The following is a 26,992-nucleotide window of genomic DNA, read 5'->3' as shown; positions in this document are numbered from 1 at the left end:
AGATGTCGGCACCCAACAAGTCGTACGACCCTGTCGAGGTCGAGGCACTGAAACCGGAAGAGATCGAGCGCATGCGGGACGAGGCGATCGCCGCCTTCGCCGCCGCGGGCGACCTCGAAGCGCTCGCCCACGCCAAGGTCGCGCACACCGGTGGCACCTCGCCGCTCGCACTCGCCAACCGGGAGATCGGCGCGCTCCCCCCGCAGGCCAAGGCCGAGGCGGGCAAGCGGGTCGGCCAGGCGCGCGGCGCCGTGAACAAGGCCCTCGCCGCCCGCCAGACCGAACTGGAGGCCGAGCGCGACGCCCGGGTCCTGGTCGAGGAGGCGGTGGACGTCACACTGCCGTACGACCGGATCCCGGCGGGCGCCCGCCACCCGATCACGACCCTCTCGGAGCGGATCGAGGACGTCTTCGTCGCCATGGGCTACGAGGTCGCCGAGGGCCCCGAGGCCGAGGCCGAGTGGTTCAACTTCGACGCGCTCAACATCGGCCCCGACCACCCCGCGCGCGGCGAGGCCGACACGTTCTTCGTCCGGGGCGGTGACACCAAGGACACAGAGGGCTCCGGGGTCGTACTGCGCACCCACACCTCCCCGGTGCAGATCCGCTCCCTCCTCGACCGCGAGCCGCCGGTCTACGTGATCTGCCCCGGCCGCGTCTACCGCACCGACGAGCTGGACGCCACCCACACCCCCGTCTTCCACCAGGTCGAGCTGCTCGCCATCGACGAGGGCCTGACCATGGCGGACCTCAAGGGCACCCTCGACCACATGGTCCGGGAGCTGTTCGGCGGCGAGGGCATGAAGACCCGGCTGCGGCCGAACTTCTTCCCCTTCACCGAGCCGTCCGCCGAGATGGACATGGTCTGCTACGTCTGCCGCGGCGAGTCCGTCGGCAACCCTGACCGCCCCTGCCGTACCTGCTCCAGCGAAGGCTGGATCGAGCTGGGCGGCTGCGGCATGGTCAACCCCAAGGTGCTGGTGGCCTGCGGGGTCGACCCCGAGAAGTACAGCGGATTCGCCTTCGGGTTCGGCATCGAGCGGATGCTGATGTTCCGCCACAACGTCGAAGACATGCGAGACATGGTCGAGGGTGACATCCGGTTCACCCGGCCGTTCGGGATGGAGATCTGATGCGGGTCCCGCTTTCCTGGCTGCGGGAGTACGTCGACCTGCCGGCGACGGAGACCGGCCGTGACGTACAGCGGAAGCTGATCGCGGCCGGACTGGAGGTCGAGACCGTCGAACGGCTCGGCGCCGGTCTCACCGGCCCCCTGGTCGTCGGCGAGGTGCTGTCGATCGAGGAGCTGACCGAGTTCAAGAAGCCCATCCGGCACTGCATGGTCGCCGTCGGGGCCGCCAACGGTACGGGCGAACCGCAGGAGATCATCTGCGGCGCCCGTAACTTCGCCATCGGCGACAAGGTCGTCGTGGTCCTCCCCGGCGCCGAGCTGCCCGGCGGTTTCAAGATCGCCGAGCGCAAGACGTACGGCCGGATGTCCCGCGGCATGATCTGCTCCTCGGGCGAGCTGGGCATGGGCGACGACGGCAGCGACGGCATCATCGTCCTCCCGCCGGAGTACGAGCCCGGCACCGACGCGATCGAGCTGCTGGGGCTCTTCGACGAGGTCCTCGACATCGCCGTCACCCCCGACCGCGGCTACGCCCTGTCGCTGCGCGGTGTCGCCCGCGAGACCGCCACCGCCTACGGGCTGCCGCTGCGCGACCCGGCGCTGCTGGACGTCCCCGGCCCCAACGGCCGGGGCTACCCCGTCCAGGTCGCCGACCCCGTCGGCTGCGACCGCTTCACCGCCCGCACCGTCACCGGCCTCGACCCCGAGGCGCGCTCCCCGATCTGGCTCCGCCGCCGCCTCCAGAAGGCGGGCATGCGCCCGATCTCCCTCGCGGTCGACATCACCAACTACGTGATGCTGGAGCTGGGCCAGCCGCTGCACGCCTACGACCGGTCCCTGATCGAGGGCCCGATCGGGGTCCGCCGGGCCGAGCCCGGGGAGAAGCTGACCACCCTCGACGGCGCCCACCGGGTGCTCGACGCCGAGGACCTCGTCATCACCGACAGCCGCGGCCCCATCGGGCTCGCGGGCGTGATGGGCGGTGCCCACACGGAGATCGCCGACGCGGTCACCGACCCGGAGACCGGGCAGGTCCGCGGCACCACCGACGTGGTGATCGAGGCCGCCCACTTCGACCCCGTCTCCATCGCCAGGACCGCCCGCCGCCACAAGCTGTCGTCGGAGGCGTCCCGCCGCTTCGAGCGGGGTGTCGACCCGCTGGCGGGCGCCGCCGCCGCGCAGCGGACCGTCGATCTGCTGGTCCTCCTCGCCGGGGGCACCGCCGAGCCGGGTGTCACCGAGGTCATCGCGCCCTCCGCGCCCCGTACGGTCACCATGCGCGCCGACCATCCCGACCGGGTGGCCGGGGTCGCCTACGGCCGGGAGACCGTCGTCCGCCGCCTCCAGGAGGTCGGCTGCGACGTCTACGGGCAGGACGAGCTGATCGTCACCGCCCCGTCGTGGCGCCCCGACCTGGCCGCGCCCAACGACCTGGCCGAGGAGGTCATGCGGCTGGAGGGGTACGAGAACCTTCCCTCGACGCTGCCCAGGCCCGCCTCCGGCCGGGGGCTGACCGACCGGCAGCGGCTGCACCGCCGGGTCGGCCGGGCACTGGCCGGAGCCGGTTATGTCGAGGCGCCGAACTACCCGTTCATCGGTGAGCAGGTCCTCGACAAGCTCGACCTGGCGGCCGACGACCCGGCCCGCCGGCTCGTCACCCTCGTCAACCCGCTCTCCGACGAGGAGCCGGCGCTGCGGACGACGCTGCTGCCCGGACTGCTGGCCGCCCTCCGCCGCAACGACGGCCGGGGCAGCCACGACCTGGCCCTCTTCGAGACCGGTCTGGTCTTCCACCCGGCCGCCGGGGACCGGCGGGCCCCCGCCCTGCCCGTCGACCGGCGCCCGGCCGACGAGCAGCTCGCCGCACTCGACGCGGCCCTGCCCGAGCAGCCCCGGCACGCCGCCGTGGTGCTCGCGGGCGCCCGTGAGCAGTCCGGCTGGTGGGGCAAGGGCCGCCCGGCCGACTGGGCGGACGCCGTCGAGGCGGCCCGTACCGTCGCCGGTGAGGCCGGTGCCGAACTGGCCGTCGAGCAGGCCCGGTACGGCCCCTGGCACCCCGGCCGGTGCGCCGGACTCTTCGTCGTGATCGACGGGGCGAAGACCCTCGTCGGCCACGCGGGCGAACTGCACCCCCGGGTGGTCAAGGCGTTCGGGCTGCCCGCCCGTACCTGCGCCATGGAGCTGAACCTGGACCTGGTCCGCCGGGCGGGCGAGGGCGCGGTCACCGCACCGCGGATCTCGTCCTTCCCGGTCGCCACCCAGGACGTGGCCCTGGTGGTCGACGCCGAGGTGCCCGCGGCCTTCGTCGAGCACGCCCTCGCCGTGGGCGCGGGTGAACTGCTGGAGTCCATCCGGCTGTTCGACGTCTTCACCGGTGAGCAGATCGGGGAGGGGAAGAAGTCGCTGGCGTACGCGCTGCGGTTCCGCGCCCCCGACCGGACGCTGACCGTCGAGGAGGCCACGGCCGCCCGTGAGGCGGCGATCGCCGCTGCCGCCGACGCGGCGGGCGCGGTCCTCCGCGGCGTCTGACCGGTCCGACCGGCTCGCCTCCGGCCCCCGGAACCCATCGGTTCCGGGGGCCGGAGCGTTTCCGGGACCGCACGGGCCCCGCGCGGCTGATACCCGCGGCACCCCCGCCCGGTGGGACCGGTGGTCAGTGGTGCCAGGGCAGCCGGACCGGCTCGGCGGGGATTCGCCCGGCGATCAGACCGGCCGTCAGCGCCGGGAGGCCGTACGGGTAGACGATCTCGTCCCCGTCCGCCAGCTCATCCCGGGTCCACCAGCGGTGCCCGGCGTGATACCGCAGCTCGTCCGCCCGCTGCCCGCCGATGTCCACCCGATGGGTCCCGACCCGGAGCAGGAAGAAGTCGTCCCGGAACACCCCCGAGGCCCAGCCGAGGTCCGCGTATCCGGAGGTGTACGCCACCGGCGAGCCCAGCGCCTCCGGCGGTACCGAGAGACCGGTCTCCTCGCACAATTCGCGGGCCGCGGCCCCGGCGAGGGTCTCCCCGTCCTCGACACCGCCGCCGGGTGTGGACCAGCCGAACCCGGTACCGGGGTCGTCGGGGTCGAGCCGGAATCTCAGCAGCAGCAGACGGTGCCGCCCGTCGAAGAGCAGCACTCGGGCGGACCGGCGGACGACCTCGTCGGGTTCGGACATCGCAGCAGCCTAAGCCGTCTCCTGGCCGGGACGCCTCCCGCGCCCCCGGGACGGTTCGGTCGAACCCCGCCCGGCGGCCGGTCGTACCGTACGCGGGGACGGCGGGACCCCGGTCGGTAGGGCCGCGCGGTCCGCCGCGCACGCACCGAACACCCGCCCCCGGCGTCCGTGTTCGAGGACCCGAGCCCGGTCGGGGATCCGGAGGGACCGGTGTCGTACGGCCCCGGAACCGCCCCCGCACCGTACGGACAACCCGCCCCGGCACACGGTCCCGGCAGCCGCCACCTGCGGTGCGCGGCAGTCGCGGAGAGCGGGGCGGGGGCGTCCGGGATCCGCCGCCCGGGCGTTCCGTTCCCCCGCGCGGGGAATGATCGTGACGGCACGTCATGAACATGGTGTTCGAGGGCGGGTACACGTCGTATGCTCCCCGAGGCGCCGCCGTCGCTCCCGACGGCGATTCGCTCGTTCGAGTGAGAACGGGGGAGGCTGTTCCCATCCCGCCCGCGCGATCGACACAATCGACGCGGCCGTTGGCCATGGCTGTACAGTCCCCCGCCCCGCCCGTTCCGGGGCCGCGCGGGTTCCGCCCCGCGGTCACGGACGAGGCCGTGTTCGCACAGGAGCGCCGTCCGGCCGGGGCCGGGCGGGATCCCGTGTCCACGGCCGGGGGCGCGGCCGGTGCGCCGGGCAGGGCCTATGAGGGGACCATCGGCATGAACCGCAGCACTTCCGAGCACCGCGTCCCGGCCCCGTTTCGCGGTATCCGGGCCGTCCCGTCCCGGGTGCTCCGACGCGGAACCGGGACGAACCCCAGGACCGAGCCGTCCTGCCGCCGCCCCCTGCGCCGTCGGCTGCTCACCCTCTTCCTCCCCCTCGCCTGCGGTGCCGCCGCCCTGATCGGCCGGGTCGTACTGCCCCACGACCACCCGGAGAGCCGGGGCGAACGGATCTTCGCGGGTCTCGTCCTGCTCGCCGCCGGGACCATCGGCACCGCGTTACTCCTCCGGGGCCGGCGACGGCTCCGCCGCGAACTGCGCCGGGCCCGCGCGGTGGCCCACGCCACCCAGCGCGTCCTGCTGCGCCCGCCGCCCGCCCGCCTCGACGGGCTCTCGATCGCGGCGGGCCAGCTCTCCGCCAGCCGGGGCGCGACCGTCGGCGGCGACCTCTACGAGATCGTGGCCACGCCCTACGGGGTGCGTGCCGTCATCGGCGACGTACGAGGTCACGGTCTGCCCGCCATCGGGTCGGTCGCGGCCGTCCTCGGCAGCTTCCGGGAGGCCGCGTACGACGAACCCGACCTCGGGGGCGTGCTGCGGCGGCTGGACCGGGCCGTCCAGCGCCATCTGCGCGAACGCGCCCGCGACGAGAGCGCCGGACGGATCCGGGACGAACGCGGTGAACCCGGGGCGAGCGCCCACGGCGCCGAACCGGGCGGGGACGGAACCGCCGCCGTCGGCGAGCCGGACCCGGAGGGCTGGCCCGCCGAGGAGTTCGTCACCGTACTGCTGCTGGAACTGGGCGACGGCCCGACCCGGAGCGTACGGGCCCTCAACTGCGGCCACCCGTGGCCCTACCGGCTCGGCCCCGGCGGTGTCCGGCCGCTGGCCACCGCCGAACCGCTGCCGCCGCTCGGCCCCTTCCCCCTCCCGGCCCGGCTCGATCCGTACCTCTGCGAGGGACTGGCCCCGGGCGAGGGCCTGCTGCTGCACACGGACGGCGCGGCCGAGGCGCGCGACGCCCGGGGCCGGTTCTTCGCCCTCCAGGCCGTCCTCGACCGGGTATCGGCGGCGCCGTCCGTCCCGCCCGCCGCCGTGCTCGCCTCGGTCGAGTCGGCGCTGCTGCGCCACACCGGCGGCCGGCCCGGCGACGACGTGGCCCTGTTGATGCTCCGCAACGACCATCCCGAGCAGCCCCGGACGCCCGCCCCGGGCCGCCGCCGGGAACCCTCCCGCCAGTAGCCGGGCCCGTACGTTCGATGAACCTCCGGGCCCGTGGGGTTCCGGTCCTGGGCACGGACCTGGGCCCGTCCGGCTGGCGGGACGGGCCCAGTCGGCCGCACGCTGCGAAGGTCACCCTCCGAGGGCTGCCCGTACGGCCGGCGCCGCCCGCCCTGCCGCGGAGTGTCGGGCAGATCGGCAGGGCGGACGGCGCGGTGGAGGACCGCCGCACTGTACGAGGGGGAGCCGGCGGTCCGGCCGCCTCCTTGAGAGGCATCTCAGTCAAGCCGCCCCGGCCCGGCCACGGCAGCGCGCACGGCGCCCCGCTCCTGGCGTTCCGTTCACACCCCGTGTGAACCCGCCGTCGACTACGCTGAGCTGACCGAGCCCCCGGAGCGCCCGCATGCAGCCGAACACCCTGCTCGACGCCCTGCTCGACGAGTCGGGCATCTCCCACGCGGGCCTCGCCGCCCGGGTCAACCAGGCGGGCCTGGCCAGGGGATTGACCCTGCGCTACGAGCACACCGCCGTCGCGCGCTGGCTCAAGGGCCAGCGCCCCCGGGGCCAGGTCCCCGATCTGATCTGCGAGGTACTCGCGGGGCGGCTGCGCCGCACTCTGACCCTCGGCGATATCGGCCTCGGGGTGGACGGCGCCGGGACCGCCCCGCCCGACACCCCCCTCTCCGGATTCGTGGACCGCGCGACCGCCCTCTGGCGCTCCGACGAACAGCAGCGGCGGCATGTCATCGACGCCCCCGCCGTCACCGGCACCCCGGCGGTGATCCCGGTCTGGGAGTGGGAGAACCCGCCGGAGGACGGCGATGTGTCCCGCTCCGGACTGACCCGGGTCTCCATGGCCGACGTCGCCATGCTGCGGGCCGCCCGCGCGCACTACGAGCTGATGTACCGCCGGGCGGGCGGTGTCGCGACCCGGGCCAGGATCGTCGGCTTCCTCAACACCGAGACGGCGCCCCTGCTGCGGGGTTCGTACAACGACGCCCTCGGACGGCAGCTCCACCGCGCCACCGGCGGACTGGTCGCGGTCGCCGGGATCTGCGCCTACGACTCCGACGCCCACGGTCTCGCCCAGCGCTACTTCCACCAGGCGCTCCGGCTCGCCAAGGCCAGCGGTGACCGGGGACTCGGCGCCTATGTGATCGCCCTGCTGGTCAATCAGTCGCTCTTCCTCTCCGAGCACCGGCAGGCCGTCGCCTTCGCGGAGGCCGCCCTGCGGACCGCGGGCGGGCAGATCACCCCCGCGCTCTCCGCCGATCTCTACGCGATGCAGGCCAAGGCGTACGCCCATCTCGGCGACGACGCCTCGGCGGTCCGCTGCATCCGGCGGGCCGAGACGGAGGCCGAACGGATCCATCTGGGGGACGAGCCCGACGAGACCGGCTACGTCCAGCCGGGCCTGGTCAACGTACAGGCGGCGGAGGCGCTGCTGAGCCTCGGCGATCTGGCCGCCGCCCGGGAGCACGCCTCGGCGGCGGCCGGGACGCCCGCCCACGACCGGGGCCGGGTGCACCGGCTGGCGATGCTCTGCCGGATCGAACTGCGCCAGGGCGAGGCGGACCGGGCGGCGGCCACGGCCGCGGAGATGACGGAACGGGTGAGGGGGATGGAGTCCCAGCGGCTGCGGGACCGGCTGCGGGAGGTCCGGGAACATCTGCTGGCCAGCGGCAGCGCCGACGCGGAGGAGGCGGCGGGGCTGATCGACGAGGCGCTGCGCGTCCCGTTGTGACCCGGTGACCCGGCGGGTCCGCCGACCCGTACGGATGCGGACCGTTCGGCGTCACCGTGGCCGGTCGACGACCGTGGACGATTCCGTTGAACAAGATCGACTGCTGCGATGTTGCCACCTACAGGCCGAAAGGTGGCAGAACTGTGCAGTGGACGAATCTCAACGAACAAACTGTGTATGAGAACCGGTGGTTCCGGGTCAATCTGGCCGATGTCCGACTCCCCGACGGCCGGCACCTCGACCACTTCCTCATCCGGCTCCGGGCCGTCGCCGTGGCGACCGCCGTCAACGAGGACAACGAGGTCCTCATGCTCTGGCGACACCGCTTCATCACCGACAGCTGGGGCTGGGAGCTGGCCGCGGGCGTGGTCGAGGACGGCGAGGACATCGAGTCGGCGGCGGCCCGCGAGATGGAGGAGGAGACCGGCTGGCGGCCGGGCCCCCTGCGCCATCTGCTCACCGTCGAACCCGCCAACGGCCTGATCGACGCCCGGCACCATCTGTACTGGGCGGAGGGCGCGACCTACATCGGCCACCCCGAGGACGACTTCGAGTCCTCACGCCGTGAGTGGGTGCCGCTGAAGGCGATCCCCGATCTCATCGCCCGGGGCCGGATCCCGGCCGCCAACATGGCGGCCGGACTGCTGATGCTGCATCACATGCGGCTGGGCTGAGCCCCGGTGGCCGCCGGTGCCGGGACCGGCGGCGTCGCGGGTGACCCCGGAAGGTCCCCACTTCCGCGAGGACGGCGGCGTACGCGCCCCGGGCCCGCGGCACGGTGAACCGGACCATCCGGCCGGGGCGGGCGGCAGGGCGCCCGACCCCATCCGGCAGCCGCGCGGGATCAGCGGCCGTACAGGAACAGCCGTACCACTCGGTCGTACGGATGCGGCAGCCGTACCGGGACGGTCGTCCGGGTCGGTCGTACGGGACCGCCGGCCGTACGGGATCAGTTGTACGGGTAGAACCCCGACCCGGTCTTCCGGCCGAGCCGCCCCGCGTCCACCATCCGCTGGAGCAGCGGGGGAGCGGCGTACAACGGCTCCTTGAATTCCGCGTACATCGAGTCGGCCACGGACGCCACCGTGTCGAGGCCGATCAGATCCGCCAGCTTCAGCGGGCCCATCGGGTGCGCGCACCCCAGCTCCATGCCGTTGTCGATGTCCTCACGGCTGGCGATGCCCGACTCGAACATCCGGATCGCCGACAGCAGATAGGGGATGAGCAGCGCGTTCACCACGAAGCCCGAACGGTCCTGGGCGTGGATCGCGTGCTTGCCCAGTACCTGCTCCACCATGGCCTCGGACCGCTTCACCGTCTCCTCGGAGGTGGTCAGCGCCGGGATCAGCTCCACCAGCTTCTGGACCGGGGCCGGGTTGAAGAAGTGGATTCCGATGACCTGGTCCGGCCGGGACGTCGCCACCGCCAGCTTCACCAGCGGGATCGACGAGGTGTTGGAGGCCAGGATCGCGTCCGGACGGGTCACGACCTGGTCGAGTACCTGGAAGATCTCCGTCTTCACCTGCTCGTTTTCGACCACCGCCTCGATCACCAGATCGCGGTCGGCGAACTCGCCGAGGTCGGTGGTGAAGCTCAGCCGGCCGAGCGCCGCGTCCCGCTCCTCCTCGGAGATCTTGCCCCGCTCGGCGGCCTTGGTGAGGGAGTTGTTCAGCCGGGTCCGGCCCAGTTCCAGCGCCTCGCCGGTGGTCTCGGCGACCCTCACCTCCAGCCCGCTGCGGGCGCACACCTCCGCGATGCCCGCGCCCATCTGGCCACAGCCCACCACTCCGACGCGTGCAATGTCGGCCATTGACTCCGTCACCTCGTGCCTTTCGCTGCTTTTGTGCGGGATTCCCCGTATGGTTCCGGCGCCCGCCTCGACCGTACGACGGTACTCCGGATCATCCCGGGCACGATGATCGGGGAAGGGTGGGCGCCGTCACGGTCAGCGGCCGGACGGAGCCGGACAGATCTGAACGGACCGGGGCGTATCGCTGCGGCCGGAGCGGAGAAGATACCCATGGCGCACATCACCAGAAGAGGGTTCATGGCGGCGGCCGGAGCGGTCACCGGACTGGCGACCGCGGGCGACGCCGCGGCCGTACCCCGGACGGCACCCGGCCCGGCCGGGGGGAGCCGGGCCGAGGCGGCCGAGTTCCGCGGCATGTGGCTGGCGACGATCACCAACCGGGACTGGCCGTCCGCCGCCGGACTGACCGCCGAACGGCAGCGGGCCGAACTGATCGCCCAGCTCGACACCGCCGCCGCCCGCCGGCTCAACGCGGTTGTCTTCCAGGTCAGGCCCGCCGCGGACGCCTTCTGGCCGTCGCCCTACGAACCCTGGTCCCGCTATCTGACCGGGACCCAGGGCCGCGACCCCGGCTGGGACCCGCTCGGTACCGCCGTCACCGAGGCCCACCGGCGGGGACTGGAGCTGCACGCCTGGTTCAACCCGTACCGCGTCGCCACCAGCACCGATGTCACCCGGCTCGCCGAGAACCACCCGGCCCGCCGCAACCCCGGCTGGGTCCTGCCCTACGGCGGCAAGCTCTACTACGACCCGGGGGTCCCCGAGGTCCGCGCCTTCGTCCAGAACGCCATGATCGACGCGGTCCGGCGCTACCCCGTCGACGGCGTCCACTTCGACGACTACTTCTACCCCTACCCGGTGGCCGGGCAGACCTTCGGGGACGACGCCACCTTCGCCCGGTACGGCACCGGCTTCACCGACAAGGCCGCCTGGCGGCGCGACAACATCGACCGGCTCATCCGGGAGATGTCCCGGCGGATCAAGTCCACCAGGGCCGGTGTCGCCTTCGGCGTCAGCCCGTTCGCGGTCTGGCGCAACGCCACCACCGACCCGCGCGGCTCCGACACCCGCGCCGGGATCGAGACCTACGATGATCTGCACGCCGACACCCGGACCTGGGTCCAGCAGGGCTGGATCGACTATGTCGTCCCGCAGATCTACTGGAACATCGGCTACGCCGCCGCCGACTACGCCAAGCTCGTGCCCTGGTGGAACACGCTGGTCAAGGGGACGGACGTCCAGCTCTACATCGGCGAGGCGCTCTACAAGGCGGGCGACCCGGCCCAGGGCGCGCCCTGGCAGGACCCGGGGGAGCTGTCCCGGCATCTGACGCTCGCCGGGAAGTACGGGCGGGTGCGGGGCCACTGCTTCTTCTCGGCGAAGGAGGTCGGGGCGGACCGCAACGGGGCCATGGCGCGGGTGGTGGCGGACCACTATCCGACCCGGGTACCGACGCCGTAGCGGTGGTGACGGCGAGGCGGTAGCGGTGTCCGTGTCGGGCGACCGTACGCGGGTACCGGCTCCGGCTGCGGTCGTGCGGGGCCGTGCCGAACCGCCGCCGGGGCGGAAGGTGCCGCACCGGCGCGGGGGAGTGGTCCGGGGGTCAGGCGGCGGGTTCGTGCGGCCGGACGACCGAGTCGGGCCCGGGGGACATCACCGTCTCGTGGCCGTCGTCCTCGAACCGGACGCGGTAGGGCGGCCCGCCGTCCTCGCCGTGGACCTCCACGACCTCGGCGACCCGGTCGTGATGGCCCACGGTCCTGCCGTGTACCAGCAGCTTGTCGCCAACACGTGCTCGCATCGGGAGTGACCTCCTCGAAGGCGGGGGTGGTCCGTGTGCTTCCGAGTCTACGGCCGGGCCCGGAACCACACCTTCCGGCGGGTACGGGGGCGGAGGCGCGTCCGGCGGTACAGGGGGTGGGCGCGGGCCCCGCCCCGTACCGTCCCTCCGGTGGCCGTCTCCGGGTCCCGCCCCACCCCCGCCCGTCAGCCGCGCGCCCGCTGCGTGACCGCGATGCACACCAGGACGCCCACCGCCGCCACCGGGGCGGCGGGTGACAGCTCCTCGCCCAGCAGCGCGACCGACCAGACCAGCGTCAGCAGCGGCTGGGCCAGCTGCAACTGGCTCGCCCGGGGGATGCCGATCGCGGCCATGCCCCGGTACCAGACGTACAGACCGAAGAACGTGGAGCCGCAGGCCACCCAGATCAGCCCGGTCACCCCCTGCGCCGTCAGCCGGACCGGCTCGTACGCCAGTGCCGCGGCCGATCCCGCGACGGCGAACGGCAGACAGAGCACCAGCGCCCAGCCGATCACCTGCCAGCCCGGCAGCACCGCCGCCAGCCGGCCGCCCTCGGTGTATCCGGCGGCGCACACCAGCAGGGCGCCGAAGAGATACAGATCGGCGCCCTGGAGAGCGCCGCCGCTCTCCGACACCGTGAACGCGATCACCACCGCGGCCCCGGTCAGGGCCGCCAGCCAGAACGTCCGCGACGGGCGGCGACCGGTACGGACGGCGGCGAAGACCGCGGTCGTCAGCGGCAACAGCCCCACCACCACGGCCGCGTGAGAGGTCGTCGACGAGCGCAGCGCGAGCGTCGTCAGCAGCGGAAAGCCCACCACCACGCCCCCGGCGACCACCAGCAACGAGCCCCAGTGACGGCGGTCCGGCGGCGGGACCCGCAGGGCCAGCAGCAGCCCGCCCGCGACGACGGCGGCTATGACGGCGCGCAGGGAGACCAGCGACCAGGGGCCGAAGGACCGCAGACCCCAGACGGTCGAAGGGAAGGTGAGGGAGAAGGCGACGACACCCAGCGCCGCAAGCGCCGTCCCCGTGCGGGCCGTACGTGCTGTACGGGAACTCAGCAGGCGGGCGGTACCGGCGTCGGTGGCGCGGGCCGCTTCCCCGGCGGACGGTCCGCCGACCGCTATCGGCGAATCAGCGGTAGCGCTATTCTGTGCTCTCATGAATGAGCGTAGCAGTGTCGGCGATCTCGCGGAAAAGCTCCGTGATGAGCTGATCCGCTACTCTCCTGGTGGAAAGCTGCCATCGAGCCGGGTCCTGGTCGAGCGGTATCACGTCTCCCCGGTGACGGTCACCCGCGCACTCGCGCAGCTCGCCGCCGAAGGGCTGGTCGTCACCCGTCCCGGCGCCGGGGCCTTCCGGGCCGAACGGCGCCCGGCGGCGGCGCCCGCCGGTGACACCTCGTGGCAGGAGGTCAGCCTGAGCGCCGCGGCGACCGCCGACTCCGTACCGCGTACCGTCGACGCCTCCGGTGTGCTCGCCACCCTCGCCGCGCCCCCGGCGGGTGTCGTGGAACTCAACGGCGGCTATCTCCATCCCGGACTCCAGCCCGAACGCGCCCTGTCGGCCGCCCTCGCCCGCGCCGGGCGGCGCCCCGGCGCATGGGGGCGCCCGCCCGTCGAAGGGCTCCCCGAACTGCGGGAGTGGTTCGCCCGGGGCATCGGCCCGACGGTCACCGCGGCCGATGTCCTGATCACCGCGGGCGGCCAGCCCGCCCTGACCACGGCCCTGCGCGCCCTCGCCCCGCCCGGCGCGCCGGTCCTCGTCGAGTCCCCGACCTACCCCGGTCTCCTCGCCGTCGCCCGGGCAGCCGGACTGCGCCCCGTACCGGTCCCCGTCGACGCGGACGGCGTACGGACGGAACTGCTCGCCGCCGCCTTCGAGGCCACCGGCGCCCGGGTCCTCGTCTGCCAGCCCCTCTTCCAGAACCCCACCGGCGCGGTGCTCGCGGCCGGCCGGCGGCCCGAGGTGCTGAGGATCGCCAGGGCCGCCGGGGCGTTCGTCGTCGAGGACGACTTCGCCCGGCGGCTCGGCCACGACGACGCGCCCCCGCTGCCCCGCCCGCTGGCCGCCGACGACCCCGACGGCGTCGTCGTCCATGTCGGGTCGCTGACGAAGATCTGCTCACCGAGCCTGCGGGTCGGCGCCCTCGCGGCCCGCGGCCCCGTCCTCGACCGGCTCCGGGCCATCCATGTCGTGGAGAGCTTCTTCGTCCCCCGGCCCCTCCAGGAGGCCGCCCTCGAACTCGTCGGCTCACCGGCCTGGCACCGGCATCTGCGGACCGTCGCCGCCGCGCTGAGGAACCGCCGCGACACGCTCGCGGCCGCCGTCGCCGGGAACCTGCCCGAACTGGTCCTGCCGACGGTCCCGTACGGCGGCCACCACCTGTGGCTCCGGCTGCCCGACGGCACCGACGAGGCCGCCCTGCACGCCGCGGCCCTGCGCGCCGGAGCGGCGATCGCGGCGGGGCGGCCGTACTACTCCGCCGAACCCCCGGCGGGCGCGCTGCGGCTGAGCTTCGCGGCGGTCGCGGACCCGGCGGACCTGGTCGAAGGCGCCCGCAGGCTGCGTACCGCGTACGACGAGATCCGTACCCCGCGCGCCCTCCGCGGCTGAATCCGGCGAGCACCGGGGGCGGTACGGCCGCGCCGGGCGGTCCTGTCATCCACCCCGGGGACTGCCCCCGGACCTCCTACGCGGATCCCCGGCGCCGCCGGGCCGTCCCGTTCCCCGCTCCATCGCTACCACCGCCACCGCCGACGCCCTCCGGTGTCCCGTCCCGCCGGGCGCGCCGGTGCGCCGCCACCCGCTCGCGGGTCGCGCACCGCCGAGAGCAGTAGCGTCGTACGGGACCACTGCCCAGGGTCAGGAAGACCCGGCCGCACGCCGGGGACGCGCACACCCCGCCCGGCGGGCGCTGGCGATCCCAGATCAGTACGGTCAGGGCCAGACAGGACGAGGCCAGCAGCCACTCGCCCCACGGCGCGTCGTCATGGCTGTCGAGATGCGGATGCCACGGTGAGACGCCGCCGTGCGACGTCAGCCGCAGGGGCCCCGCGCAGCGGGCCAGCAGCGCGTTCACCCGCTCCGCGGCCCGGTCGGCGTCCGGCGCGGTGAAGACCTCCCGCAGCCGCCCCGCGGCCTCCCGCAGCTCCGCCACGTCCCGGGCCGACAGCCCGTCGGCCACCTGCTCGCCGTGGTCGCGCAGGACGGCCGCGATCTCGTCGGCCACCGGATCGCCGGGGCCGTTGAGAGCGTTGACCAGAGCCGCCGTCCGTGCCGCGACCGCAGCCACGGAGTGCCGGGCCGACCATTCGGCCCGCTCGGCCCGCTCGGCCCCCTGGCCCGCGGCCTCGCCCGCCGACGTCGATACGGGTGTCGGCGCGGACGACACCCGGCGGGGGCCGTGACCGCCGCCGGACCGGGAGCCGGCTACCGGAGCCATGGGAGAACCACCATGGGGCGACCGTAGCGCATGTAACGCATCTGGTGAATGTTTGAGTTACCGACGTAACGTGCCGGGCATGCTGAAGCGTTACGGACTGGGGCGCTACGCGGCCGGTGCCGCCGCCGCCCGTACCGGCGACGAGATGTCCGGCCCCACCCTCCTGCTCGCCGGACTCGCCGCCACCGGATCGACCGTCACCGCCACCACCCTCCTCGCGGCCCTCACCGTCGCCGCCGCCGCGGGCGGTCCCCTCCTCGGAGCGCTCCTGGACCGCTCGCCCCGGCCCGGCGTCCTGCTGGCCGGGACACTCCTCGGCTACGCCACCGGCCTCCTGGCCGTCCTGGGCTGTCTGGGCCGCGCGCCACTCGGCCCGACCGTCGCCGTGGCCGTACTCGCCGGACTCCTGGGCCCCGCGATCGCGGGCGGCTGGACGTCCCAGCTACCCCGGACCGTCCCGGCCCACCGGCTCGACCGGGCCAACGCCGTCGACGCGATGACCTTCAACGCCGCCGGGCTGCTCGGCCCCCTCCTGGCCGGACTCGTCGCACACCGGGCGGGCGCCGACACCGCGGTCGTGGCCTCCGCCGCCTTCATCGGCCTGGCGCTCCCCGTAGCCCTGCTGCTCCCGCGCACCTCCCCTGCCTCTGCCCCCGCTCCCGTCACCACCGTCGGGCCCGGAGGTCCGCCCGCGCCCCGTACCCCCGTACGGGCCGATCTCGCCGCCGGATTCCGGGTCATCGCCCGCAACCGGGCGCTCTCCCGCCCCACCCTCTCCTCCGTGATCTCCTGCGCGGGCCAGGGCATGTTCCTCGCCTGCGCCCCGCTCATCGGCGAACGGGCCCTCGGCGGCCCCGCCCAGGGCGCCGCCCTGCTCGCCGTGGTCGCGGCGTCGGCGCTCGCCGCCAACGCGCTGCTCGCCCGCCGCCGAACGCCACTCCGCCCGGAGACCGTGCTGGCGATCAGTACCGCGGTCCTCGCCGCCGCCCTCGTCCTGCTCGCCACCGCCCACCCGTTCACGGTCCTCGCCGGGGCCGTTCTGCTCGGCGCGGGGGAGGGGCCCCAGCTCACCGCCCTCTTCGCGATCCGCCACCGGGAGGCACCGCGACGCCTGCGGGCCCAGATCTTCACCACCGGCGCCAGCCTCAAGATCACCGGCTTCGCGATCGGTACGGCCGCCGCCGGACCGATCGCCGCCCTCTCCCTCCCCGCCGCCCTGCTCACCGCGGCAGCCGTCCAACTCCTCGCCCTGTTCCCCCTATTCGCTCTGTTGCCCCTCGGCACCCGCCCCCGGACCCGACCGTCCGAAGGGTGCCGGGCCCCCGCCGCACGGCACCCCCGGACCCCGCCGCCTCACGCTAATCCGGCCGCCGCACCACCAGCCCCTGGACCTCGTACGACATCTCCGACACCCCGGGATCCGGGGCCGGGTGATAACGCCCCGCACAGACCGAGAGATTGACGATCAGATACGCCTGCCAGCGCCGCCCCACCCCCCGGCGATCCGCGTACACCCGCCGGCCGTTGACCCACCACACCACCGAACGCGCCCCGGCCTCCACCGCCAGATCCACCCAGCCGCCGGGCTCGATCGCGGCCTCCCGGTGGTAACGCTGCCCGCCCCGGACCCGGTTCGACAGCTCCAGCAGATCCGGATTGTCCGGGTGGTACTCGAAGACGTCGATCTCCTGACCGCCGTCCCGCCAGGTCCAGATCGCCGGCCAGGCGCCCATCTCCACGGGCAGCCGGACCCGCGCCTCCAGCACGTCGCCCGCCCGCATCATGAACCCCTGGGCACTGCCCTCCGTGGTCAGCAGCCCCGCGTCCCACTTCCCGTCGTCCCGCAGCGTCGCCCGGAACACCCCGCCCCGGCTGTACGCCGGATCCTCCACCAGATGATCCAGCTTGTTGTCCCCCGGATTCTCCGGGCCCCCGCCCGGATACGCCCACGACCGCCCGGCGACCCACTGCTCCGTCGAGGCGAAGTCCGCCGTGAACACCACCTCCCCCCGCCCGGGCCCCGAATCGTCGCCGCCACCCGGCAGCGGCCACCACCGCCTCAGCCCGCCGAACCAGCCGCTCAGCACCAGATACCTCCCGCACAAGCAGTCGATCTGTCCCCTGATCCGGTTCTGCCCGCCCCCGGCCGCCCCACGCCCAACCGCTCACGCATTGACACGAATTGATGACGGAGCGCGATACCGGCCCGGTCCGGTCCGGCCGGTACGGCGCTACGCCTCCGCCCCCAACTCCCCCTCGACGACCGTCTCCGTGATCGGCGGACGGTCCCACAGCGCCAGGATCTCGTTGACCAGGGACACCACGGCCCGCAGATCGGCGGGGTAGGGCGAGACGTCCACGGCGGCCGCCGAGAGCGTACGGGGCACCGCGCCCGCGTCGAGCAGTACCCGCCAGTCGTCGGGGCCGATCTCCAGATACTCCAGGCCGGTCAGCCGGGCGATCTCCAGGGGATCGGCCAGCGTCCCGGGAGCGGCCGTGAGGGTACGCAGCCGGGGCAGCCCCAGCACCGGGGCGAGGCTCAGCGGCGGACCTTCGTGGACACCGAGACAGAGCACCTCCAGCTCCGGGTGGGCACCCGCCTCGACGCTCGGCAGATAGGCCCTGTTGACCCGGGCCACCAGGGGAGCCCCGGCCTCGGGGGCCGCCCGCTCCGAGAGCCGGCCCGCCGCCAGATCCGTCAGGCTCGCGGCCACGAGGTCCGCGCCCAGATACCCCTCATGGCTGATCCCGATGATCTGACCGAGGTGACCACCGGGGCCGGGCGTCAGATCGACCGCCAGCCGGTCGCCGCCCCCGTTGTCCCCGAAGGCGAGCCAGCCCGGCGAGCCCACCAGCCCCTGAACGGCGGCGCCGGGCGGGTTGGTGACCGCTTCCAGTGCCGCGTGCCCCCAGGGCGCCGGGCGCGACGAGGCGTCGGCGATATAGAGATCGTCCAGCGGGAGCAGCTCGCAGCCGATCGCGTCGGCCTCCCGGTCCGCCGCCTCCGAGTCGTACGGCTGGTCCTCCCACCGCCCCCGGGTGACCCGGTAGAGCGCCTTCAGCTCGGCGGGCAGCGCCAGGCCCAGCCTCCGCTCGGTCGCGGCCAACTCCTCCTCCGTCGCCCCGACAGCTCCGGGCAGCCGCTCCCGCAGCATCCGCCCCAACTCAACGGGATCCGCCGAAGGGGCCGGTATCGCTCCCGGATCGGGCTCGGGCAGCCGCCGCCAGGGCTCGGGAACCGCGCCCTCCACCAGCGTCAGCGCCCCGGGGCTCGGGCCGCCGATCCCCGGCTCCACGGCGGGACCCGACTCCAGCAGCCGCAGCACCGCCGTCCCCGACGGCGCGAACTCCGCCACGAACGCGACCGAGCCCGTCCCGGCCTCGGCCAGCGACTCCCGGACGCGCTGAACCGCCTCCGTCTCCTCCTGGAAGTCCCGGGCCCGCCCGAGATCGAGACTCCACCACCCCCGGCCGATACTGCCGATCGCCCCGCCCGCCGCCGTGCCGTACCGCTCGACACGGTCGGCCCGGAGCAGCCGCAGCAGGGGCTCCCAGGTCGCGAAGGCGTATATCGACTGCGCGGAGGTACGGTCATCGATCATGCTCCCGACGGTATCCGCCACCACTGACACCCACCCCGGCCACGGGCCCGTCGCCGACACCCGTACCGCCGAACCCTGTCGAGGAGGAGCAGCGTGCCGCCCGCCTTCGTCCACCGGATTGCCAAGTACGACCCCGCCGACCGCGACGAACACGGCGTCTACCGGGGCGCGGAGGAGGCGGTCGGCGACCACGGGCCGGTCGAGGCCGCGTACCTGGCGGCGATCGCCGCTTTCGCGGCAGCCGCGGGCGTCGACCGGCTGGAGATCCGTGAGCCCTCCGTCGCCGGGTTCGTCCACTTCGGCACCCGGCCGCCCGCCGAGGGGCACGGCCTCGGCGGACTCTTCCCGGCGGACCTCGCCGGATACCACGACGGAGCCGATGTCTCCCTGCCGGTGGCCCTGGAACTGGTTCGTGCGATGCTCCGCGAACAGGGCGCCTGGTGCAGGCTGGAGACGGGCGAAGCCTTCGCCGTGCACGTCGGATGGGACCAGTACGTCTATGCCACTGGCGGCCTCCCCCTATGACGCGGAACCGGAGGTGACCGAGGCCGCCGACGAGGACTTCTGGACGTCGGTGCGCACCGAGCTGGCGGCGCGGCGGGGCCTGCTCCTGGAGGAGACGCGCGTCGTCAACGCCGCCCGCTGGCACCGTCTCACCACGGAGAACCTCGACGCGGTACGCGCCGGACTCGGCCCGCGCGCCCTGCTCGCGGTCTGGCCCGACCTGCGACCCGACGTCGCCGCCGTCCTGGCCGGACTGCCGTCCGACGGGACCGCCCATGTCGTCTGGGAGGCGGCGGACGGGACGATCACGGACGTGGTCGCCGACGAGACCGACCACCAGGAGCTGGCCGCCCTGGTCTCCGGCGCGCGAGCGGCCCGCGCCCTGCCGTTCTACGCCGACGAGGGCGGGCCGCTGCTCCGGGCCGCCCTCCCCGACGGGGACGGTGTGCTGCGTGCCCGGTGGTGACCCGGCGGTCACGGGTGCCGACCAGTGCGTACACCGTTCGAGTGATTGCATAAACGTGCGACGCTGCGTATAGTCATGCCATCGGCGAGGAGGCTTTCGATGGTGGTTCGGGTAGCGGTTGCGGGTGCCAGTGGCTATGCGGGCGGGGAATTGCTCCGTCTGCTGCTCGGACACCCCGGGGTCGAGCTGGGTGCTCTCACGGGGCATTCGAACGCCGGGCAGGCGCTGGGCGCGGTGCAGCCGCATCTCGTGCCGCTGGCCGGACGGATACTCCAGGAGACGACCGCGGATGTGCTCGCGGGCCACGACGTCGTCTTCCTCGCCCTGCCGCACGGCCAGTCCGCCGCCGTCGCGGAGCGGCTCGGTGACGAGGCGCTCGTGATCGACATGGGGGCCGATTTCCGGCTGCGGTCCGCCGACGACTGGGAGCGGTTCTACGGCTCCGCACACGCCGGGACCTGGCCGTACGGGCTGCCCGAGCTGCCCGGTGCCCGGCAGGCGCTGGCCGGGGCCAGGCGGATCGCCGTGCCCGGGTGCTATCCGACTGCCGTCTCCCTCGCCCTCTTCCCGGCGTACGAGGCCGGACTGGTCGAGCCCGAAGCCGTGATCACCGCCGCGTCCGGCACCTCGGGCGCGGGCAAGGCGCCCAAGCCGCATCTGCTGGGATCCGAGGTCATGGGCTCCATGAGTCCCTACGGGGTCGGTGGCGGACACCGCCACACCCCCGAGATGATCCAGAATCTGAGCGGGGTCGCCGGGCAGCCCGTCACCGTCTCCTTCACCCCGACCCTCGCGCCCATGGCCCGGGGCATCCTCGCCACCTGCTCCGCCCGGGCGGTCGACGGCACGACGGCCGACGACGTCCGGACGGCTTACGCCAAGGCATTCGCCGACGAGCCCTTCGTCCACCTCCTGCCCGAGGGGCAGTGGCCCGCGACCGCCTCCGTCTATGGATCCAACGCCGTTCAGATCCAGGTCGCCTACGACGCTGCGGCCCGGCGGGTGATCGCCATCAGCGCCATCGACAACCTCGCCAAGGGCACCGCGGGCGGCGCCGTCCAGAGCATGAACCTCGCCCTCGGACTGCCGGAGGAGACCGGTCTCTCCACGATCGGCGTCGCCCCATGAGGAACAGCGCGTCCGCACCCAGGAACACGTCAGCGGCCACGGCCGCCACAGAGGAGACCCAGTGAGTGTCACCGCAGCGCAAGGGTTCACCGCCGCGGGCATCGCGGCAGGAATCAAGGAGAACGGCAACCCCGATCTGGCCCTCGTGGTCAACAACGGCCCCCGGCGCTCCGCCGCCGGTGTCTTCACCGCCAACCGGGTCAAGGCCGCTCCCGTCCTCTGGTCCGAGCAGGTACTGAAGGGCGGCACGGTCGCCGCCGTCGTCCTCAACTCGGGCGGGGCCAACGCCTGCACCGGGCCCAAGGGCTTCCAGGACACCCATGCCACGGCCGAGAAGGTCGCCGAGGTCCTCGGCGAGAGCGCCGGCGAGATCGCGGTCGCCTCCACCGGCCTGATCGGCATCCTGCTGCCGATGGAGAAGCTGCTCGCCGGTATCGACACCGCCGCCGCCCGACTCACCGAGGACGGCGGTGAGAAGGCCGCCATCGCCATCAAGACCACCGACACCGTCCACAAGACCGCCGTCCACCGCGGCGACGGCTGGACCGTCGGCGGAATGGCCAAGGGCGCGGGCATGCTCGCCCCCGGCCTCGCCACCATGCTCGTCGTCCTCACCACCGACGCCGACCTGGACTCCGAAGCCCTGGACGGCGCCCTGCGCGAGTCCACCCGGACCACCTTCGACCGGGTCGACTCCGACGGCTGTATGTCCACCAACGACACCGTGCTGCTGCTCGCCTCCGGTGCCTCGGGTGCCACCCCCGGAGAGCAGGAGTTCGCGGCCGGGGTCCGGGCCGTCTGCGACGACCTCGCCCGCCAGCTCATCGGCGACGCCGAAGGCGCCTCCAAGGACATCCGGATCGAGGTCGTCGGCGCCGCCACCGAGACCGACGCCGTCGAGGTCGGCCGGTCCATCGCCCGTAACAACCTCCTCAAGTGCGCCATCCACGGCGAAGACCCCAACTGGGGCCGGGTGCTCTCCGCCATCGGCACCACCGGCGCCGTCTTCGACCCCGACCAGCTCAATGTCGCCATCAACGGTGTCTGGGTCTGCAAGAACGGCTCCGTCGGCGAAGACCGCGAACTGGTCGATATGCGCTACCGCGAGGTCACCATCACCGCCGACCTCTCCGCCGGCTCCGAGCAGGCCGTGATCTGGACCAACGACCTCACCGCCGACTACGTCCACGAGAACAGCGCCTACAGCTCATGAGCACCCGGAAGCACACCGCGCTCCCCAAGGCCCGCACCCTCATCGAGGCGCTGCCCTGGCTCACCCGGCACAACGGGAAGACCGTCGTCATCAAATTCGGCGGCAACGCCATGGTCGACGAAGACCTCAAGGCCGCCTTCGCCCAGGACGTGGTCTTCCTCCACCACGCCGGACTCAAGCCCGTCGTCGTCCACGGCGGCGGCCCCCAGATCAGCGCCCAGCTCGACAAACACGGCCTCGACAGCGAGTTCAAGGCCGGACTGCGCGTCACCAGCCCCGAAGCCATGGACGTGGTCCGGATGGTCCTCGCGGGCCAGGTCCAGCGGGAACTCGTCGGACTGCTCAATGAGCACGGGCCGCTCGCCGTCGGTATCACCGGAGAGGACGGCCACACGATAACCGCCACCAAACACCTGCCGACCATCGACGGAGAGCTGGTCGACATCGGCAGGGTCGGCGAGATCACCGCGATCGACACAGGAGTCGTCGAAGCCCTCCTGGAGAACGGCCGGATCCCCGTCGTCTCGTCGATCGCCCGCGCGGAGGACGACGGACATGTCTACAACGTCAATGCTGATACGGCGGCTGCGGCACTCGCTGCGGCGCTTGGCGCGGAGACGCTGATGGTCCTCACCGACGTCGAGGGGCTCTATGTGGACTGGCCCCACAGCGACGAGGTGATCAGCCGGCTCAGCGCCACCGAACTGGAGAAACTGCTGCCCGACCTCTCCAGCGGCATGGTCCCCAAAATGGAGGGCTGCCTCTACGCCGTCCGCAACGGGGTACAGACCGCGCGCGTCATCGACGGCCGGGTCCCGCACTCCATCCTGCTGGAGATCTTCACCGACGAGGGCATCGGCACCATGGTCCTGCCCGACGGCGTGACCCGGCCGGGTCACACCACCCACGACGAGGGCACCGACGACAAGGGGGAAGACGGCGAATGACCGCCAACGAAGAACACGTCCAGCGGTGGCGCGATGTGATGGCCGACAACTACGGCACTCCCGGCCTCGCCCTCAGCCGGGGCCAGGGCGCCACGCTCTACGACCCCGACGGCACCGCCTACACCGACTTCGTCGGCGGCATCGCGGTCAACGCCCTCGGCCACGCCCACCCCGCCGTCGTCGAAGCCGTCACCCGGCAGATCTCCACCCTCGGCCATATCTCCAACCTCTATATCTCCGAACCCGCCGTAGCCCTCGCCGAGCGGCTGCTCCAGCTCTCCGGCCGCCCCGGCCGGGTGTTCTTCTGCAACTCGGGCGCCGAAGCCAATGAAGCCGCCTTCAAAATCGGCCGGCTCACCGGCCGCCGCCATATGGTCGCCACCCGGGGCGGCTTCCACGGCCGCACCATGGGCGCCCTCGCCCTCACCGGCCAGCCCGCCAAGCAGGACCCCTTCCTGCCCCTCCCCGGCGATGTCACCCATGTCCCCTACGGAGACGCCGAAGCGCTACGGGCCGCCGTCACCGAGGACACCGCCCTGGTGATCATCGAGCCCATCCAGGGCGAGAACGGAGTGGTCACCCCGCCCAAGGGCTATCTCACCGCCGCCCGGGAGATCACCCGCGCCACCGGCACCCTCCTCGTCCTCGACGAGGTCCAGACCGGCATCGGCCGGACCGGCCACTGGTTCGCCGCCCAGGCCGAAGGCGTCGAAGCCGATGTGGTCACCCTCGCCAAGGCCCTCGGCGGCGGACTGCCCCTCGGCGCCACCCTCGCCTTCGGCCCCGCCGCCGACCTGCTGAAGCCCGGTCAGCACGGCACCACCTTCGGCGGCAACCCCGTCGCCTGCTCCGCCGGACTCGCCGTCCTGGACACCATCGCCGCCGAAGGACTGCTCGACGAGGTCAAGCGGCTCGGCGAGAAGATCCGCGATACCGTCGAATCGCTGAACCACCCACTGGTCTCCCATGTCCGCGGAGCCGGACTGTTGCTCGGTATCGTGCTCAACGAGCCCCTCGCACCCCGAGTGCAGCAGGCGGCTCAGCGCGCCGGGTTCCTGATCAACGTTCCCGCCCCCGATGTCGTACGGCTGATGCCGCCACTGACCATCGGAGAGGAGGCGGTGGACGCCCTCCTCCGGGCACTGCCCGGCGTGCTGGACGAGGCGGAAGGACCGAACGGGGAATGAAGACGCGATGACCGAGGCGCGAGACAGAGCCGCACAGGACGCACGCGACGCCCAGGCGGCCACCATGGCCGGACAGCTGGGCGACGCCGCCGGGCCCGCCGTGCCGCAGACCCGGATGGCCCGCCACCGGCGGATCGTGGACATCCTCAACCGCCAGCCGGTGCGCTCCCAGAGCCAGCTCGCCAAACTGCTCGCGGACAACGGACTCAGCGTCACCCAGGCCACCCTCTCCCGGGACCTCGACGAACTGGGCGCCGTGAAGATCCGCAACACCGGCGGCGAGCTGATCTACGCCGTGCCCAGTGAAGGCGGCTTCCGGACCCCCCAGGCCCCGCTGGGGGAGTCCGCCAAGGAGGAGCGGATGCGCCGGCTCTCCGCCGAGCTGCTGATCTCCGCCGAGGCATCCGCCAATCTGGTGGTCCTCCGGACACCCCCGGGAGCGGCCCAGTTCCTCGCCTCGGCCATCGACCAGGCCGAACTCCACGACATCCTCGGCACCATCGCCGGGGACGACACACTGATGCTGATCAGCCGCGACCCCACCGGAGGGCAGGCGCTCGCCGACCATCTGCTGAGGCTCGCCCAACGGGAACGCTGACCCGCACCGGAAAAACCGAAGTACACCCGACACACCTGGGGAAACCGGGAACCCGGGGATCCGGGGATCCGGGGAAAAGCAGACCGGGGCCCCTCGCCGTCCGACGCTCACCCGCGTCCGACGGCGAGGGGCCCCGTCTCCGTTCCGATCGCGATATGCGGACTCCGCTCCGGATCCACCCAGGCGAGGATCCGGGCCATGGCGTCCGCCGGAACGGAGACACAGCCCGCCGTCGGCCCCGCCCCGTTCACATGGAGAAAGATCCCGGCGCCCCGGCCCCGTACCGGACGGTCGTAGTTGAACCCCGTCACCAGGGCATGCGCGTACTGCGTGCCGTACTCCACCAAATGCTCCGCCTCCACCGCCCGGCAGTCCGCCGGCAGCCCCTCCACCCAGCGGTTGTACGAGGCCGAGTCATTGTCCTGGCACCACCAGGAGCGGTCCGTCACCGGGCGGTAGCTGATCGCCGCCCCCACCGGTGCGGCCGCGATACCGAACGCGTACGGCAGGTCGTAGAGCCCGGCCGGGGTGGTCGAGGTGCCCTGGACCCGTTTGCCGCCCGCAACCAGACCGTTCGCCCCGAACCGCGCGGGCGCCGAACCCGCCTCGGCCCACCGGCCGTCCGGGGCCCGCTCCCACCACACCACCCGGCCGGTGGTGGCCCCCGCCTCCGGAGCCACCGCGGTGATCAGCTGGGAGCCGCCACCGGTGTCGGCCATCAGCTCCGGCAGCGGCACCCCGGGGACCGGCGGCATGGCTGAAACCGGTCCCCGGCCGGGACGGGGCACGGAGACCGCGCCGACCGGCGGCGCGACCGCCGTGGAGACGGCCGCGACCAGCGACAGAACGGCGAACCGGAAGAAATGACGGCGCATGGCTCCCGACCGTACGCACCCCCGCCGACCCCCGCTCCCGCTACTGCTCCGTCCGGATCCGCGTCCCCCGTTCGAGGGCATTGACGAACCATGCGGAGCCATGCATACTTATGCCATCACCGAATGCATCGTAAGGAGAACCTCGTGACCGAGCGCGTCGTACTCGCCTATTCGGGCGGTCTGGACACCTCCGTCGCCATCGGCTGGATCGCCGAGGAGACGGGCGCGGAGGTCATCGCCGTCGCCGTCGACGTCGGCCAGGGCGGCGAAGACCTCGACGTCATCCGCAAGCGCGCGCTCGCCTGCGGAGCGGTCGAGGCCGAGGTCGCCGACGCGCGGGACGAGTTCGCCGACGAGTACTGCCTTCCGGCGATCAAGGCCAACGCCCTCTACATGGACCGCTATCCGCTGGTCTCGGCGCTCTCCCGGCCGACCATCGTCAAGCACCTGGTGGCCGCCGCCCGTAAGCACAACGCGGGCATCGTGGCCCATGGCTGCACCGGCAAGGGGAACGACCAGGTGCGGTTCGAGGCCGGGATCACGGCGCTCGGCCCCGACCTCAAGTGCATCGCCCCCGTCCGGGACTACGCCATGACCCGCGACAAGGCGATCGCCTTCTGCGAGGAGAAGCAGCTCCCGATCGCCACCACCAAGAAGTCGCCCTACTCCATCGACCAGAACGTCTTCGGGCGGGCCGTCGAGACCGGCTTCCTGGAGGACATCTGGAACGCGCCGATCGAGGACATCTACGAGTACACCTCCAACCCCGCGGAGCCCCGCGAGGCCGATGAGGTCGTCATCTCCTTCAAGCAGGGTGTCCCGGTCGCCATCGACGGCAAGCCGGTCACGGTCCTCCAGGCCATCCAGCAGCTCAACGAGCGGGCCGGAGCCCAGGGCATCGGCCGGATCGACATGGTCGAGGACCGCCTGGTCGGCATCAAGTCCCGCGAGGTCTACGAGGCCCCCGGCGCCATCGCCCTGATCACCGCCCACCAGGAGCTGGAGAACGTCACCGTCGAGCGCGAGCTGGCCCGCTACAAGCGGCAGGTCGAGCAGCGCTGGGGCGAGCTGGTCTACGACGGCCTCTGGTTCTCCCCGCTGAAGCGCGCCCTGGACGGCTTCATCAACGAGGCCAATGAGCATGTCACCGGCGACATCCGGATGACCCTCCACGGCGGCCGGGCCGTTGTCACCGGCCGGAAGTCCGAGGAGTCGCTCTACGACTTCAACCTCGCCACCTACGACTCCGGTGACACCTTCGACCAGTCGAAGGCCCAGGGCTTTATCGATATCTTCAGCCTCTCGGCAAAGATCGCCGCCCGGCGTGATCTGAACGCCTGACCGCAGACGCGAACACCGACGGCCCGTCCGGGCCGTCGGCTCGCACCGTTCCACCCGGCCCGCCACCATCGCACCAGAGGTGCGGAGCCCGCCATCCGG

Annotated in this window: 24 protein-coding genes; 16 read left to right on the top strand and 8 right to left on the bottom strand. The window is 73.1% G+C overall.

What is annotated here, in order from left to right:
- Window positions 1–2 precede the first annotated feature (2 nt).
- Both pheS and pheT read left to right on the top strand, forming a co-directional pair.
- A complete protein-coding gene (gene pheS / locus AB0G74_RS00310; RefSeq protein ID WP_361138500.1) occupies window positions 3–1,133 on the top strand; it encodes a phenylalanine--tRNA ligase subunit alpha in 1,131 nt (376 codons plus the stop codon).
- Window positions 1,133–3,661, top strand: coding sequence for a phenylalanine--tRNA ligase subunit beta (gene pheT / locus AB0G74_RS00305; RefSeq protein ID WP_361138497.1), 2,529 nt, complete (start codon window positions 1,133–1,135; stop codon window positions 3,659–3,661). The genes pheS and pheT overlap by 1 nt, the downstream gene beginning before the upstream one ends.
- A gap of 124 nt (window positions 3,662–3,785) precedes the next feature.
- Here pheT and AB0G74_RS00300 read toward each other — a convergent pair whose 3' ends face one another.
- Window positions 3,786–4,292 (bottom strand): NUDIX domain-containing protein, encoded by a 507-nt coding sequence (locus AB0G74_RS00300; protein ID WP_361138494.1) that lies wholly within the window; start codon window positions 4,290–4,292, stop codon window positions 3,786–3,788.
- A gap of 713 nt (window positions 4,293–5,005) precedes the next feature.
- On the opposite strand from AB0G74_RS00300, the gene AB0G74_RS00295 reads away from it, so the two are divergent.
- From AB0G74_RS00295 to AB0G74_RS00285, 3 genes are all read left to right on the top strand, one after another.
- Window positions 5,006–6,250 carry a PP2C family protein-serine/threonine phosphatase gene (locus AB0G74_RS00295; protein WP_361138491.1) on the top strand — a complete coding sequence of 415 codons (1,245 nt, stop codon included), beginning with the start codon at window positions 5,006–5,008 and terminating at the stop codon, window positions 6,248–6,250.
- A 382-nt stretch (window positions 6,251–6,632) separates the two neighbouring features.
- Window positions 6,633–7,973, top strand: a complete 1,341-nt coding sequence (locus tag AB0G74_RS00290; RefSeq protein ID WP_361138489.1) for a transcriptional regulator — start codon at window positions 6,633–6,635, stop codon at window positions 7,971–7,973.
- A gap of 143 nt (window positions 7,974–8,116) precedes the next feature.
- Window positions 8,117–8,647, top strand: a complete 531-nt coding sequence (locus AB0G74_RS00285) for an NUDIX hydrolase (RefSeq protein WP_361138486.1) — start codon at window positions 8,117–8,119, stop codon at window positions 8,645–8,647.
- A 275-nt stretch (window positions 8,648–8,922) separates the two neighbouring features.
- On the opposite strand, the gene AB0G74_RS00280 is transcribed toward AB0G74_RS00285, so the two are convergent.
- Window positions 8,923–9,783, bottom strand: a complete 861-nt coding sequence (locus AB0G74_RS00280; RefSeq protein ID WP_361138484.1) for a 3-hydroxybutyryl-CoA dehydrogenase — start codon at window positions 9,781–9,783, stop codon at window positions 8,923–8,925.
- Window positions 9,784–9,993: 210 nt separating this feature from the next.
- On the opposite strand from AB0G74_RS00280, the gene AB0G74_RS00275 reads away from it, so the two are divergent.
- Window positions 9,994–11,244, top strand: a complete 1,251-nt coding sequence (locus tag AB0G74_RS00275; RefSeq protein WP_361138482.1) for a family 10 glycosylhydrolase — start codon at window positions 9,994–9,996, stop codon at window positions 11,242–11,244.
- Window positions 11,245–11,386: 142 nt separating this feature from the next.
- On the opposite strand, the gene AB0G74_RS00270 is transcribed toward AB0G74_RS00275, so the two are convergent.
- Together AB0G74_RS00270 and AB0G74_RS00265 are read right to left on the bottom strand one after the other, a co-directional pair.
- On the bottom strand, window positions 11,387–11,584 hold the full coding sequence (locus AB0G74_RS00270) for a DUF1918 domain-containing protein (protein ID WP_361138479.1): 198 nt from the start codon (window positions 11,582–11,584) through the stop codon (window positions 11,387–11,389).
- Window positions 11,585–11,769: 185 nt separating this feature from the next.
- Entirely contained in the window at window positions 11,770–12,750 is a 981-nt protein-coding gene (locus tag AB0G74_RS00265) for a DMT family transporter (protein ID WP_361138478.1), read from the bottom strand.
- Here AB0G74_RS00265 and AB0G74_RS00260 point away from each other — a divergent pair.
- Window positions 12,749–14,203, top strand: a complete 1,455-nt coding sequence (locus AB0G74_RS00260) for a PLP-dependent aminotransferase family protein (RefSeq protein WP_361138475.1) — start codon at window positions 12,749–12,751, stop codon at window positions 14,201–14,203. The genes AB0G74_RS00265 and AB0G74_RS00260 overlap by 2 nt on opposite strands.
- Window positions 14,204–14,279: 76 nt before the next feature.
- On the opposite strand, the gene AB0G74_RS00255 is transcribed toward AB0G74_RS00260, so the two are convergent.
- A complete protein-coding gene (locus tag AB0G74_RS00255; protein WP_361138938.1) occupies window positions 14,280–14,882 on the bottom strand; it encodes a CGNR zinc finger domain-containing protein in 603 nt (200 codons plus the stop codon).
- A gap of 229 nt (window positions 14,883–15,111) precedes the next feature.
- Here AB0G74_RS00255 and AB0G74_RS00250 point away from each other — a divergent pair, with 229 nt between their 5' ends.
- Window positions 15,112–16,494 (top strand): MFS transporter, encoded by a 1,383-nt coding sequence (locus AB0G74_RS00250; RefSeq protein ID WP_361138472.1) that lies wholly within the window; start codon window positions 15,112–15,114, stop codon window positions 16,492–16,494.
- Here the strand turns inward: AB0G74_RS00250 and AB0G74_RS00245 are convergent.
- Both AB0G74_RS00245 and AB0G74_RS00240 read right to left on the bottom strand, forming a co-directional pair.
- On the bottom strand, window positions 16,391–17,035 hold the full coding sequence (locus tag AB0G74_RS00245; RefSeq protein ID WP_361138935.1) for a beta-glucanase: 645 nt from the start codon (window positions 17,033–17,035) through the stop codon (window positions 16,391–16,393). The two genes, AB0G74_RS00250 and AB0G74_RS00245, sit on opposite strands and share 104 nt — an antisense overlap.
- 228 nt (window positions 17,036–17,263) lie before the next feature.
- Entirely contained in the window at window positions 17,264–18,634 is a 1,371-nt protein-coding gene (locus AB0G74_RS00240) for an SMI1/KNR4 family protein (protein ID WP_361138469.1), read from the bottom strand.
- 93 nt (window positions 18,635–18,727) lie between these two features.
- Between AB0G74_RS00240 and AB0G74_RS00235 the strand changes: the two genes are divergently transcribed.
- From AB0G74_RS00235 to AB0G74_RS00205, 7 genes are all read left to right on the top strand, one after another.
- Window positions 18,728–19,159 (top strand): hypothetical protein, encoded by a 432-nt coding sequence (locus AB0G74_RS00235; RefSeq protein ID WP_361138467.1) that lies wholly within the window; start codon window positions 18,728–18,730, stop codon window positions 19,157–19,159.
- Window positions 19,134–19,604, top strand: a complete 471-nt coding sequence (locus tag AB0G74_RS00230; RefSeq protein WP_361138464.1) for a hypothetical protein — start codon at window positions 19,134–19,136, stop codon at window positions 19,602–19,604. The genes AB0G74_RS00235 and AB0G74_RS00230 overlap by 26 nt, the downstream gene beginning before the upstream one ends.
- A gap of 99 nt (window positions 19,605–19,703) precedes the next feature.
- Window positions 19,704–20,732, top strand: coding sequence for an N-acetyl-gamma-glutamyl-phosphate reductase (gene argC / locus AB0G74_RS00225; RefSeq protein WP_361138461.1), 1,029 nt, complete (start codon window positions 19,704–19,706; stop codon window positions 20,730–20,732).
- Window positions 20,733–20,793: 61 nt separating this feature from the next.
- Entirely contained in the window at window positions 20,794–21,945 is a 1,152-nt protein-coding gene (argJ, locus tag AB0G74_RS00220) for a bifunctional glutamate N-acetyltransferase/amino-acid acetyltransferase ArgJ (protein WP_361138458.1), read from the top strand.
- Complete coding sequence (gene argB, locus AB0G74_RS00215; protein WP_361138456.1) at window positions 21,942–22,892, top strand: acetylglutamate kinase; 951 nt, start codon at window positions 21,942–21,944, stop codon at window positions 22,890–22,892. The genes argJ and argB overlap by 4 nt, the downstream gene beginning before the upstream one ends.
- On the top strand, window positions 22,889–24,079 hold the full coding sequence (locus AB0G74_RS00210) for an acetylornithine transaminase (protein WP_361138453.1): 1,191 nt from the start codon (window positions 22,889–22,891) through the stop codon (window positions 24,077–24,079). The genes argB and AB0G74_RS00210 overlap by 4 nt, the downstream gene beginning before the upstream one ends.
- Window positions 24,080–24,143: 64 nt before the next feature.
- Window positions 24,144–24,677, top strand: coding sequence for an arginine repressor (locus AB0G74_RS00205; RefSeq protein ID WP_358828744.1), 534 nt, complete (start codon window positions 24,144–24,146; stop codon window positions 24,675–24,677).
- A gap of 107 nt (window positions 24,678–24,784) precedes the next feature.
- On the opposite strand, the gene AB0G74_RS00200 is transcribed toward AB0G74_RS00205, so the two are convergent.
- Window positions 24,785–25,432, bottom strand: a complete 648-nt coding sequence (locus tag AB0G74_RS00200) for a L,D-transpeptidase family protein (protein WP_361138931.1) — start codon at window positions 25,430–25,432, stop codon at window positions 24,785–24,787.
- Window positions 25,433–25,696: 264 nt separating this feature from the next.
- Here AB0G74_RS00200 and AB0G74_RS00195 point away from each other — a divergent pair, with 264 nt between their 5' ends.
- Window positions 25,697–26,893, top strand: a complete 1,197-nt coding sequence (locus tag AB0G74_RS00195) for an argininosuccinate synthase (protein WP_361138450.1) — start codon at window positions 25,697–25,699, stop codon at window positions 26,891–26,893.
- The last annotated feature ends 99 nt before the right edge of the window (window positions 26,894–26,992 follow it).

The organism is Streptomyces sp. NPDC020875, from assembly GCF_040641415.1.
Taxonomy (GTDB): domain Bacteria; phylum Actinomycetota; class Actinomycetes; order Streptomycetales; family Streptomycetaceae; genus Streptomyces.
Note: the sequence above shows the minus strand (reverse complement) of the source record. Positions and strands in the feature narration are given on the sequence as shown.

Coding starts and splice junctions, on each gene's coding strand:
- AB0G74_RS00200 (WP_361138931.1), bottom strand. CDS start 25,432: ATGCCGCCGGTCCCCGGGGTGCCGCTGCCGGAGCTGATGGCCGACACC.
- pheT (WP_361138497.1), top strand. CDS start 1,133: ATGCGGGTCCCGCTTTCCTGGCTGCGGGAGTACGTCGACCTGCCGGCG.
- pheS (WP_361138500.1), top strand. CDS start 3: ATGTCGGCACCCAACAAGTCGTACGACCCTGTCGAGGTCGAGGCACTG.
- AB0G74_RS00290 (WP_361138489.1), top strand. CDS start 6,633: ATGCAGCCGAACACCCTGCTCGACGCCCTGCTCGACGAGTCGGGCATC.
- AB0G74_RS00265 (WP_361138478.1), bottom strand. CDS start 12,750: ATGAGAGCACAGAATAGCGCTACCGCTGATTCGCCGATAGCGGTCGGC.
- AB0G74_RS00240 (WP_361138469.1), bottom strand. CDS start 18,634: ATGATCGATGACCGTACCTCCGCGCAGTCGATATACGCCTTCGCGACC.
- AB0G74_RS00270 (WP_361138479.1), bottom strand. CDS start 11,584: ATGCGAGCACGTGTTGGCGACAAGCTGCTGGTACACGGCAGGACCGTG.
- AB0G74_RS00250 (WP_361138472.1), top strand. CDS start 15,112: ATGCTGAAGCGTTACGGACTGGGGCGCTACGCGGCCGGTGCCGCCGCC.
- AB0G74_RS00275 (WP_361138482.1), top strand. CDS start 9,994: ATGGCGCACATCACCAGAAGAGGGTTCATGGCGGCGGCCGGAGCGGTC.
- AB0G74_RS00205 (WP_358828744.1), top strand. CDS start 24,144: ATGGCCGGACAGCTGGGCGACGCCGCCGGGCCCGCCGTGCCGCAGACC.
- AB0G74_RS00295 (WP_361138491.1), top strand. CDS start 5,006: ATGAACCGCAGCACTTCCGAGCACCGCGTCCCGGCCCCGTTTCGCGGT.
- AB0G74_RS00280 (WP_361138484.1), bottom strand. CDS start 9,783: ATGGCCGACATTGCACGCGTCGGAGTGGTGGGCTGTGGCCAGATGGGC.
- AB0G74_RS00210 (WP_361138453.1), top strand. CDS start 22,889: ATGACCGCCAACGAAGAACACGTCCAGCGGTGGCGCGATGTGATGGCC.
- AB0G74_RS00260 (WP_361138475.1), top strand. CDS start 12,749: ATGAATGAGCGTAGCAGTGTCGGCGATCTCGCGGAAAAGCTCCGTGAT.
- AB0G74_RS00230 (WP_361138464.1), top strand. CDS start 19,134: ATGCCACTGGCGGCCTCCCCCTATGACGCGGAACCGGAGGTGACCGAG.
- argB (WP_361138456.1), top strand. CDS start 21,942: ATGAGCACCCGGAAGCACACCGCGCTCCCCAAGGCCCGCACCCTCATC.
- AB0G74_RS00300 (WP_361138494.1), bottom strand. CDS start 4,292: ATGTCCGAACCCGACGAGGTCGTCCGCCGGTCCGCCCGAGTGCTGCTC.
- argC (WP_361138461.1), top strand. CDS start 19,704: ATGGTGGTTCGGGTAGCGGTTGCGGGTGCCAGTGGCTATGCGGGCGGG.